Source organism: Collinsella sp. AF16-8 (assembly GCF_003462695.1).
GTDB lineage: Bacteria > Actinomycetota > Coriobacteriia > Coriobacteriales > Coriobacteriaceae > Collinsella.
Genome location: NZ_QRXX01000010.1, coordinates 86,094 through 96,255, shown reverse-complemented (window position 1 = coordinate 96,255; position 10,162 = coordinate 86,094). Strand labels below are relative to the sequence as shown.

The 10,162-nt window shown below is 60.0% G+C and carries 9 protein-coding genes; 1 reads left to right on the top strand and 8 read right to left on the bottom strand.

The features are described 5' to 3' along the window. Window positions 1-149: 149 nt before the first annotated feature. The 3 genes from DWW73_RS09240 to DWW73_RS09230 form a co-directional block, all read right to left on the bottom strand. Window positions 150-1,550 (bottom strand): phosphoglucomutase/phosphomannomutase family protein, encoded by a 1,401-nt coding sequence (locus tag DWW73_RS09240; protein ID WP_117766198.1) that lies wholly within the window; start codon window positions 1,548-1,550, stop codon window positions 150-152. Between the two features lie 158 nt (window positions 1,551-1,708). Beyond that, the gene (locus tag DWW73_RS09235; protein ID WP_055252635.1) at window positions 1,709-2,602 is read right to left on the bottom strand and encodes a homocysteine S-methyltransferase family protein; all 894 of its coding nucleotides are present in this window, start codon (window positions 2,600-2,602) and stop codon (window positions 1,709-1,711) included. 10 nt (window positions 2,603-2,612) lie between these two features. Then, complete coding sequence (locus tag DWW73_RS09230) at window positions 2,613-3,035, bottom strand: metal-dependent transcriptional regulator (protein WP_089573098.1); 423 nt, start codon at window positions 3,033-3,035, stop codon at window positions 2,613-2,615. Window positions 3,036-3,155: 120 nt separating this feature from the next. On the opposite strand from DWW73_RS09230, the gene pepT reads away from it, so the two are divergent. Next, window positions 3,156-4,403 carry a peptidase T gene (gene pepT / locus DWW73_RS09225; protein ID WP_117779409.1) on the top strand — a complete coding sequence of 416 codons (1,248 nt, stop codon included), beginning with the start codon at window positions 3,156-3,158 and terminating at the stop codon, window positions 4,401-4,403. 377 nt (window positions 4,404-4,780) lie between these two features. Here the strand turns inward: pepT and DWW73_RS09220 are convergent, their stop codons facing one another. The 5 genes from DWW73_RS09220 to atpG form a co-directional block, all read right to left on the bottom strand. Beyond that, the gene (locus DWW73_RS09220; RefSeq protein ID WP_117564993.1) at window positions 4,781-6,016 is read right to left on the bottom strand and encodes an LCP family protein; all 1,236 of its coding nucleotides are present in this window, start codon (window positions 6,014-6,016) and stop codon (window positions 4,781-4,783) included. Between the two features lie 12 nt (window positions 6,017-6,028). Further along, window positions 6,029-7,312, bottom strand: a complete 1,284-nt coding sequence (gene murA, locus DWW73_RS09215; RefSeq protein WP_117779408.1) for a UDP-N-acetylglucosamine 1-carboxyvinyltransferase — start codon at window positions 7,310-7,312, stop codon at window positions 6,029-6,031. Between the two features lie 88 nt (window positions 7,313-7,400). Then, complete coding sequence (gene atpC, locus DWW73_RS09210; protein ID WP_006235718.1) at window positions 7,401-7,793, bottom strand: ATP synthase F1 subunit epsilon; 393 nt, start codon at window positions 7,791-7,793, stop codon at window positions 7,401-7,403. A 3-nt stretch (window positions 7,794-7,796) separates the two neighbouring features. Then, the gene (atpD, locus tag DWW73_RS09205; RefSeq protein ID WP_006235717.1) at window positions 7,797-9,251 is read right to left on the bottom strand and encodes a F0F1 ATP synthase subunit beta; all 1,455 of its coding nucleotides are present in this window, start codon (window positions 9,249-9,251) and stop codon (window positions 7,797-7,799) included. Beyond that, complete coding sequence (gene atpG, locus DWW73_RS09200; RefSeq protein WP_089573102.1) at window positions 9,251-10,159, bottom strand: ATP synthase F1 subunit gamma; 909 nt, start codon at window positions 10,157-10,159, stop codon at window positions 9,251-9,253. Before atpG ends, atpD begins: the two co-directional genes overlap by 1 nt. Between the last annotated feature and the right edge of the window lie 3 nt (window positions 10,160-10,162).

The window sequence follows — 10,162 nt, the reverse complement described above, 5'->3', positions numbered from 1 at the left end:
CGGCAAGGAGATATATTGCCAGACCGGAGGGGCGCCGGGGGCGGGAATCTGGGCGTACACATTTCCTACACATATTAAAACCCTGCTTACGTTTGCCAGCCGTTCTCTACCGCTCACCGAGGGCCTCTTTATAGTGAAGCGTCATATGGCTAAAGCTGATAGGCTCCCTTAGCCAAGGCACAGCCGGCATCGAGCAACTCATCGCGCTCCTCCACCGAGAACCCCTCGGCGTATACGCGAACCACCGGTTCGGTCCCGCTGGGGCGGATCAGCAGCCAGGTGTCATCCTCGAATGCCAAACGTAAACCATCCATATGGCTTACAGCCTGCGGCGCCTTGCCGCAAATCGATTTAGGATTCATGCCAGGAAGCAGCGTTCGCAGCGATTCGGCGTCTTCGGCCTCAAGGCGCAAATCGCGACGCCCATAGCTCGTCTTACCAAAACTGGCCTCGAGCTGATCGACCAAAACGCCCAAAGGCGCGCCCGTCTTTGCCATAAGCTCACACAGAATCAGACAAGCAAGGATTCCATCACGCTCAGGCATATGCGCGGCGATGCCGATACCGCCGGCCTCCTCGCCTCCCATGAGGACGCCGCCCTTCTTCATCTCTGCAGCTATATATTTGAAACCGACCGGCTTAACGGTCACACGACAGCCAAGCGCCTCGGCAATGCGACGCACGAGCGTCGAGCACGAGAGATTGACGACGACACGCCCCTCCAAATTGCGGAATTGAACGAGGTCGCCCAAAACAAGCGCCATGATTTGATGCGGATGAATATATCTACCGCGTTCGTCGACCGCACCGATACGGTCGGCATCGCCGTCGGTCACCAGGCCTGCGCACGCCCCGTCCTCGACAACCGCACGCTCGCAAGCGTCCACCCACGGCTCAACAGGGTCGGGGCAAATGTCCTCTTGATCGGACGACTGTCCGGCATGAATCTCGTGCACCTCGACGCCTAGCTCCCGCAGCAGGTCGGCAAGATATCCCTGGGCCGCGCCGCCCATGGGGTCAACTACCACACGCAGGTGAGCGGCTCGAATGGCCTCGGCATCGACAAACGATGCCACCGCCTGCATATAGTCAGGAATAATATCCGCGGTGCGATAGCGTTCCTCGATCCCCATCGGCTCGGGGGCCATAGTCTCTTCGAGCTCTTCGATGACATCCTGATTGGCCGTCGAGCCATCTCCCATGCGCAGCTTAAGGCACAGATACCCCTGCGGATGATGGGATCCCGTCACCATGAGCGCACCGCAGGCCTCGCCGTCATACGCCGCCGCCCACGTAAGGGCGGGGGTCGGAACAGGCCGAGATGCGAGCACTGCGTCCAATCCGTGAGCGGCAAGCACGCCTGCCGCAAGCTCAGCGAACTCGCGCGCTAAGGGCCGAGTGTCGAACCCTATATATACCGTTTTGCCCGGATTGGTCTTTTGCCACAACTCGCCGACGGCATCGGCGATACGGGCAACGTTATCGGCAGTGAAGTCCTCATCGACGCGAGCGCGCCAACCGTCAGTTCCAAAATGAATTATCGCGCACACGCGCAGACACCTCGCAGTGTTTGGATCATGGTACGCATGAGGTATACCCGCAGCACGCACCCGGCAACCTGCCGGTACCAGCATTCACCATTTGGGCAAATGCTGCCGAGGACATGCAGGCAATAAAAAAACCGCCCCGTATGGAGCGGTTTTGCCCTTTATATATCGAGCGCCTCGGCCATCGCTGCCGTAGTGATTGCCGTGGTTCCACAGCAACTGCCCACCATTGCGGCACCGGCATGTCTCCATTCGATGCATGCGCGCGCGAAAGCTTCAGGGTTCTCGTGCCATACGGGGCCATCCTGAGTCTGGACCGGATCGCCTACGTTGGGACGCACCGTGACGGGAGTAGTCGCCGATGCAACCATCCTGGGCACCGCCGCATTCGCGGCCGCAAGCGAACAGCAATTAACACCAACCGAGTTTGCGCCGTGTTTTTCGGCGTACAAAACGGCTGCCTCGATGTTGAGGCCATCGCCCAGCAGGTCGCCTTTATCGTCAACGACAAAACTCACCAGAACAGGCATGCCGTCGGCGGCATCTCGGGCGCCGGCAAGCATGGGCTGCAGATTACGGATAGACGTCACCGTCTCGATCAGCAGACCGTCAACGCCGGCATTGAGCAAGGCGTGCGCCTGTTCGCGCGCAATGCCTCGGATCTCACGAAACTCGGCCGAGTCCTCGGCAAACCACTCAATACCGATCGGACCCATCGAGCCCAGCAGCAGCTGAGGGTGCGCCTGGCGGGCATCGTCGACGGCCCCGCGATTGACCTCCGCCACGGACGGCGCAATCTGGTCGTGCTTGAGGGCATAGCTTGATGCCTGAAAGGTATTGGTAATGAGTACCTGCGCGCCGGCGGCGACATACAAGCGATGGATACGAGAAACGGTCTGCGGCTCTGCCAGATTCCAAAACGCCGGTGGAATATCGGCGGCGTCGTACTCACTCAACAGAACACTGCCCATGGGGCCCTGCGCCAACAAGGTCTCGCTCGACAAGCGGCGCGTAAGTTCCTCGGCACCAAAGCGATTGTAATAACTCGTATCCATATATATCCCGCTATTCCTCGACGCTGATTCCCTGCTTTTCGAGATAGGCGAGCCAGCGGTTCATCGTGTCCTCGGATAGCGCATGCTCCATCATGCAGGCCTCGGAATCGGCTCGCTCAAATTCGACACCGAGCTCCTGAACCAAAAACGTGCGGACGAGGCGATGACGGTACCAGATAGCCGTGCCAACCTCGCGGCCGCGATCGGTCAGGACTACCTTGCCGTAGTGCGATTGCTCGACAAGCTCGGATGCCTTGAGCGCCGAAACCGCTTTATTGACCGATGCCTTGGAGACGCCAAGGCGCTGCGCGATGTCGACCGATCGCACGCCGTTGGTTTCCCCCTCTTCGCTTTCAATGCGAACCATGCACTCCAAGTAGTCTTCGTTCGCCACCGTCAGATGTAGTTCGCGCGAGCTATTTGTCGTATCCATGATCTTCCGTCCCTTCTGCATTCATTGGCTGATTCTACCCCATCCAAGCGTCGCGGTATGCCGTGGCATACCGTGCTAGAGTTCTTGTTGCACACGACGACCAAGATTGGAGCGGTCTTTATGGAAAACACCACCACGAACCCCGATGTCCTCGAGCGCTTTTTGCGCTACGTCCAGATCAACACGCAGTCCGAGGATGCAAACTGCGACCAGGTACCCTCGAGCGCCGTTCAGTTTGACCTTGCCAACGTGCTGGCTGAAGAGCTGCGCGAGCTTGGTGCGGAAGATGCCCACGTGACCGAGCACGCCTATGTCTGCGCGCATATCCCCGCAAGTGTGGGCGCTGAGGACAAGCCCGCCCTGGGCCTGATCGCCCATCTCGACACCACCGAAGTTGCACCGGGCGCCGGCGTGAAGCCGCACATCGTGCACTACGAAGGCGGCGACCTGGTCTGCGGCACGGTTGACGGTAAGCCCGTTGCCATGAGTACCGCCAAGCTTCCCGCCCTGAACGACCTCGCGGGTGAGGACCTGGTCTGCAGCGATGGCACCACGCTGCTGGGCGCGGACGACAAGGCAGGCGTCGCCGAGATCATGTCGCTTGTCGCGCGTATCGCTCAGGACCCTTCTCTGCCCCATCCCGCACTCGGCATTTGCTTCTGCCCTGACGAGGAGATCGGCCACGGAGCCGAGCTGTTGGATATCGATACCTTTGGCTGCAAGTATGCCTACACGGTCGACGGTGGCCCCATCGGCGAGCTGGAGTGGGAGTGCTTTAATGCCGCTGAGGCGACCGTCTGCTTTGAGGGCCAGTCCATCCACCCGGGCGACGCCAAAGGCCGTATGGTCAACGCAGGCAATCTGTTCTGCGACTTCAACGCGTTGCTCCCCTACGTGCAGCGTCCGGAGTATACGGAAGGCTACGAGGGCTTTTATCACCTTGAGGGTGTATCTGCGACCGTCGATCACGCCACAGCGCGCTATATCGTCCGCGACCATGACGCCGCCAAGTTCCAGCAGAAACTCGACCTTATTGATGCCGCCGCCTCGATGCTCAACCAGCGTCTGGGTGAGGAGCGCGTGACAGTCGAGATTAAGCAGCAGTATCGAAATATGGCCGAGATCGTTTGTGACTTTCCCGAGCTTATTGATGTTGCCAAGGAAGCCTACCTTGCCTGCGGCGTTGAGCCCCAAGTGCTGCCGATTCGCGGCGGCACCGACGGCGCGCAGCTGTCGTTCCGCGGTCTGCCCTGCCCCAACCTTTCCACCGGCGGCTATTGCTACCACGGCGTCAACGAATTCGTCCCGGTCAGTTCGCTCGTCAAGATGACCGACGTGCTCCAGGAGCTCGTCGCCCGCTTTGCATAAGCCTGGCTGCGCAAGTCAAAAAGACGAATCGCCCCGTCCTCAACCAAGAACGGGGCGATTTTTTGCTGCAATGAGAACAGGTTGACGCACGCCAGCCTCTTAACGCAAGGAGTGTCCCAAACTGCCGGCACAAAAGGAACGTCCCCAAGTGCCAAGTGCATCAAGAGTGTCCCCTTTGACCAGTCGTTTAAGAACGTCCCCAATGACTAACGTCGCAGGTTGAGGACGGGCAGCGAGCGGGTCGCATTTGAGACAAGGTGACGTGAAACGAAAGGGCGCTGACCTTCTGGTCGCGCCCTTGAAGTTGAACGTCAGATTGTCCAAATGCGGCCCGCGCAGCGTCAAGCGGTTACGCGGTTTGGTAAAACCGCGTAACCCTAGTAGTTGGCCTCGTAGCCGTTGCCGTCGCCGGTGGGCTCTTCGTAGTAGTCCGAATCGCTCGAATCGCTTGAGCCATCGGAATCGTCAGAGCTGACCGATGAGGTTGCGGTACCGTTTGCGTAGTCGTCAGACGTGTTGTTGCTGAGGTCACCGATCGTAGAGCTGGAGCCGTCGGAAAGACCCATGGTGTTGGGACCCTTGGGATCCTTGCCGGCATCGACGCGCTCCATCATTTCCTTGAGCTCGTCCTCGTAGACAAAGACATAGCTCACGCCGTCGATCATGGTGCTGTCGTCGGCGTACGAGGGCAGGTTGGCCGAGTAGATACCGTCGACATCCATACCGCGCATGGCATTGACCGTAGCCACGATATCCTGAACGCTCATATCGGTTACGAGCATATCGGACAGCGAATTAACCAGGCCAAAGATCTTCGTGGCATCGAAGTTATTGAGAATCTGGTTGGCAAGGGCGCCAAGCACCTGACGCTGGTGGCGCATGCGCGTGTAATCGCCGTCGGCATAGGTGTAGCGGCAGCGGGCATAGGTAAGGGCGGTGGCACCGTCCATATGCTGCTGGCCAGCGGTAATCTTAATATCCAGGTGCTCGGGGTCGTCAACATCATCGGTTGCGTTAATGTCGATACCGCCAACCGAATCAATCAGCGCCTGCATACCGTCGAAGCTGACCTCGGCATAGTGGGAAATCTGAACACCGCACAGCTCGTTGACCGCCTCGACCATGGCCTCGGCGCCGCCAACGGTATGGCAGGCGTTGATCTTCATGGTCTCGCCCTTGTACACGACCTTGGTGTCGCGCGGAACGGAAATGAGCGTCGCCTGCTTTTGCGTGGGGTCGATGCGTGCCAGGATAATCGAGTCGGCACGATACGTATCCTCGCCCGGACGGCCGTCGGTGCCAAGAAGCAGCACGTAGAACGGATCCTTTGCCTCATCGGTGTCAACCAGAACCCGACGCAGATTGTCGGTAATGACATTAGAATCGCCGAGCTTGCCCATAATGGTGGCAAACCACAGGCCGGCAGCGGTAGTGGCGCTCAGTAGCACGCCAAGCACGACAATGAGCGCGACGTGGCGAATCGTGTGGCTACGACGACGTTGGCGAGCTCGCTCGGAATAACGAGCCACGTTATCGCGACTGTAGATCTTGGCCTGCGCACCAGTTGAGGGTCTTCGGGTGGTGGTATCCGCGAGGGGCTTTTTATTAAACATAGGCAACCTGTATTAGTAGATGACGGGATCGGAGACGGTAGCATGCTCGATATGCGCGCCGAGCGCCTGCAGCTTTTCGACAAACCGCTCGTAGCCGCGCTTGATGTGATGGATGGCCGAAACCTCGGTCGTCCCGTCGGCGATCAAGCCCGCTACGACGAGGGCCGCTCCGCCACGCAGATCGGGCGAGGTAACCTGTGCGCCCGAGAAGCCCTTGACGCCATGAATCATGGCATGATGGCTCTCGATACGAATGTCGGCACCCATGCGCACCAGCTCAGAGGCAAACATAAAGCGATTCTCGAAGATGTTCTCGGTAATAACGGAGCTGCCGTCGGAGAGGGCGGAGAGCACCATAATCTGCGCCTGCATGTCGGTCGGGAAGCCGGGGAACGGAAGCGTCTGGATGTCGACCGGCTTGAGATGCTCAGCACGGTTCACATGGACGCCATCCTCGACGCGCTCGCAGTCGATACCCATGAGCTCCATCTTCTTGAGCACCATGCCCAAGTGAATGGGACAAAAGCCCGTGACATCGACACCGCGATCGTCTGCCATCAACGCACCGGCGACGATAAAGGTACCGGCCTCGATGCGGTCACCCACTACGCGATGGGTAACAGGATGCAGCTCTTCCACGCCCTCGATGGTCACGACAGGCGTACCGGCGCCAACAATCTTGGCGCCCATTTCGTTGAGCATGTTGGCGAGATCGACGATCTCGGGCTCGCGGGCGGCATTGTCGATAACCGTGGTGCCCTGCGCGCGCACGGAGGCCATGATGAGGTTCTCGGTCGCACCGACGCTGGCGAACTCGAGCGTGACGGTGGTGCCGCGCAGGCCCTGAGGCGCGCTGGCGTTGATATAGCCGTGGGCGGTATCAAACTCGACGCCCAGGGCCTCAAGACCAAGAATGTGCATATCGATCTTGCGAGCACCCAGGTTGCAGCCGCCCGGCATGGCGATCTTGGCGCGATGGAAGCGACCCAGCAGGGGCCCCATGACGGCGGTGGAAGCACGCATCTTGGCAACGAGCTCGTAGGGGGCCTCCCAGGAATCGACCTGAGAGGTATCAATCTCGAGCGTGTGCTCGTCGAGAACATCGATCGTAGCGCCCATGCCCTTGAGCACCTTGCCCATCACGTGGACATCGGAAATATCGGGCACGTTCTGCAGCGTCGTCTTGCCCGGCGCCAGAAGCGTTGCCGCCATGAGTTTGAGCGCGGAGTTCTTAGCACCCGAGACGGGCACGGAGCCTCCGATGGCGTGGCCACCCTCAACGCGGATAATATCCAAGGTCTACCCTTTCAAAAAGCATGCCCGGGGTGGCTAGGCCATCCCGGGCATGATGTGTTCGCAAATGGTCGAACGCTAAATCGTTTGACTATTGGGCAAGCTTGAGCTTACACCATGCGATTTCATTATAGAGGTAGGCGCGGCGTGCATCATCCTCCGACAAATTACCCAGCTTCTCTTCAAAACCTTGAATATCAGCTTTAAGCTTGTCGGCATCGACGGTCGCCAAATCGCAAGCGCGCTCGGCGAGAACGGTCACGACATCGTCCGCAACCTGGGCATAGCCGCCGGCCACGGCAAACGTGTGGTCGACAGTGCCCATGGCCTTATCGGAAACGCGAACGTAACCGCGGTCGATCGTGCAGATCTCGCTGGAGTGAGCAGGCAGAACGCCAAACTCGCCATCCGTGGACGGAATCGACACAAACGCAGCGTCGCCCTCATAGGCGCAGCTCACGGGGCACACGATGCGGATACGCATAACCTACTTCTCCCCCATCTTGCGGGCGCGCTCGCGCACGTCCTCAATCGTGGAAGCATAGCGGAAAGCCTGCTCGGGCAGGTCATCGGCCTTGCCGTCGACAATCTCGGCGAAAGAGCGGACGGTATCCTCGACGCGGACGTAGACACCGGGGTTACCGGTGAACTTCTCGGCGACGTGGAAGGACTGCGAGAGGAACTGCTGAATCTTACGGGCACGGTTGACCGTAAGGCGCTGTTCCTCGGACAGCTCGTCCATACCCAGAATGGCGATGATGTCCTGAAGGTCGGAGTACTCCTGCAGGAGCTCCTGGACCTTGACGGCGACACGGTAGTGCTCCTCGCCGACGATCGAGGGATCGAGAGCGTCGGAGGAAGACGCGAGCGGGTCGATAGCCGGGAACAGGCCGAGCGACGAAATGCTACGCGAAAGAACCGTGGTGGCGTCGAGGTGCGTAAACGTCGTGGCAGGCGCCGGGTCGGTCAGGTCGTCTGCGGGGACGTAGACAGCCTGGACGGAGGTAATGGAGCCCGTCTTGGTCGAGGTAATGCGCTCCTGGAGGTCGCCCATCTCGGTTGCCAGCGTGGGCTGGTAACCAACGGCGGACGGCATGCGGCCCAGCAGTGCGGAAACCTCGGAACCCGCCTGGGAGAAGCGGAAGATGTTGTCGATGAACAGCAGAACGTCCTGGCCGCGATCGCGGAAGTACTCAGCGGTGGTAAGGCCGGCCAGACCGATGCGCAGACGCGCTCCGGGCGGCTCGTTCATCTGACCATAGACCAAGCAGGTCTTGTCGATAACGCCAGACTCGCTCATCTCGAGGAACAGGTCGGTGCCCTCGCGGGTACGCTCGCCGACGCCGGTGAACACCGAGGTGCCGCCGTGCTCCTGGGCGAGGTTGTTGATGAGCTCCTGAATCAGAACGGTCTTGCCGACGCCGGCGCCGCCGAACAGGCCCGTCTTGCCGCCACGGATGTAGGGCTCGAGCAGATCGACGGCCTTGATGCCGGTCTCGAAGATCTCGGTCTTGGTGGTGAGCTCGTCGAAACGGGGCGCTGCATGGTGGATGGGGTAGAACTCCTCCACCTCGGGCATGGGCTTGCCGTCGACGGGCTTGCCCATAACGTTCCAAATTCGGCCGAGCGTCTTGGGGCCAACGGGCATCTTCATGGGCTCACCGGTATCGGTGGCGATGAGGCCGCGCTGCAGGCCGTCGGTCGAGGACATGGCGACCGTGCGGACGACGCCGCCCGGAAGCTGGCTCTCGACCTCGAGGATCGTGCTCAGATGACCGATCGGGGTCTCGGCCTCGACCGTGAGCGCGTTGTAGATCGGGGGCACCGCGCCGTCAAACTTGACGTCGACGACAGGGCCGATGATTCGCACGATGCGACCATCACCGGCAGTCGTCTTCTTGGTGGCTTCCTCGACCGCAAGCTTTACGGTGTTATTAGCCATTACTGTTCCTCCAATGCTGAGGCTCCGCCGACGATCTCGTTAATCTCGGTCGTGATCGAAGCCTGGCGCACGCGACTATACGTGCGGGTAAGGGTCGAGATGATCGCGGTGGCGTTTTCCGTCGCGGAGTGCATGGCCTTGCGGCGTGCACCCTGCTCGGCAGCCGCCGAATCGATCAGGGCCTGGTAGATGACCGTCAGGATATAAGACGGCACAAGCTTGCCGAGAACATGCTCGGGAGAGGGCACGAACTCGAACGTGGACGAGATGCGCTTAGGGGCGTCGGTCTCGTTCTTACGCGGACCGTGGGCCATAGCGATCATCTCGGGGTCGAGCGGCAACAGATGCTCGACGCGAAGCTCCTGATCCACGCGGTTCTTGGCGTGGTGGTAGACAAGCTCGACACGGTCAAGCTCACCGGCACGATACGCATCGCAGATATGAGAGGAAATCATGCGAGCCTGATTAAAATCGGGCTCGGAGGAATTGCCCTCAAAGTGCATGACAACGTTTGCACGGTCGCGGAAATACGTGGCCGGCTTGCGTCCGCACGCAATGATCTCACACTCGATGCCGTCGTTCGCCCAAGAAGCGGCGAGCTTTTCGGCCGTGCGCTCCACCGTCGTATTGAAACCGCCGGCAAGGCCGCGGTCCGAGGCAATAACGACAATCAGGCCACGCTTAACGCTCTCATGCTTCTGCAGCATGGGATCGGTGCCCGAACAGGAGGCGTCGCCGGCGACCGTCAACATGACGTCGGTCAGCGCCTCCTTATAGGGCTCGGCCTGCTTGGAGCGATCGAGGGCACGACGGATCTTGGCCGTAGAGACCATCTCCATCGTGCGCGTGATCTGCTTGGTCGTGGTAACCGAGGAGATTCGCTTCTTAATGTCGCGAAGGTTGGCCATGGG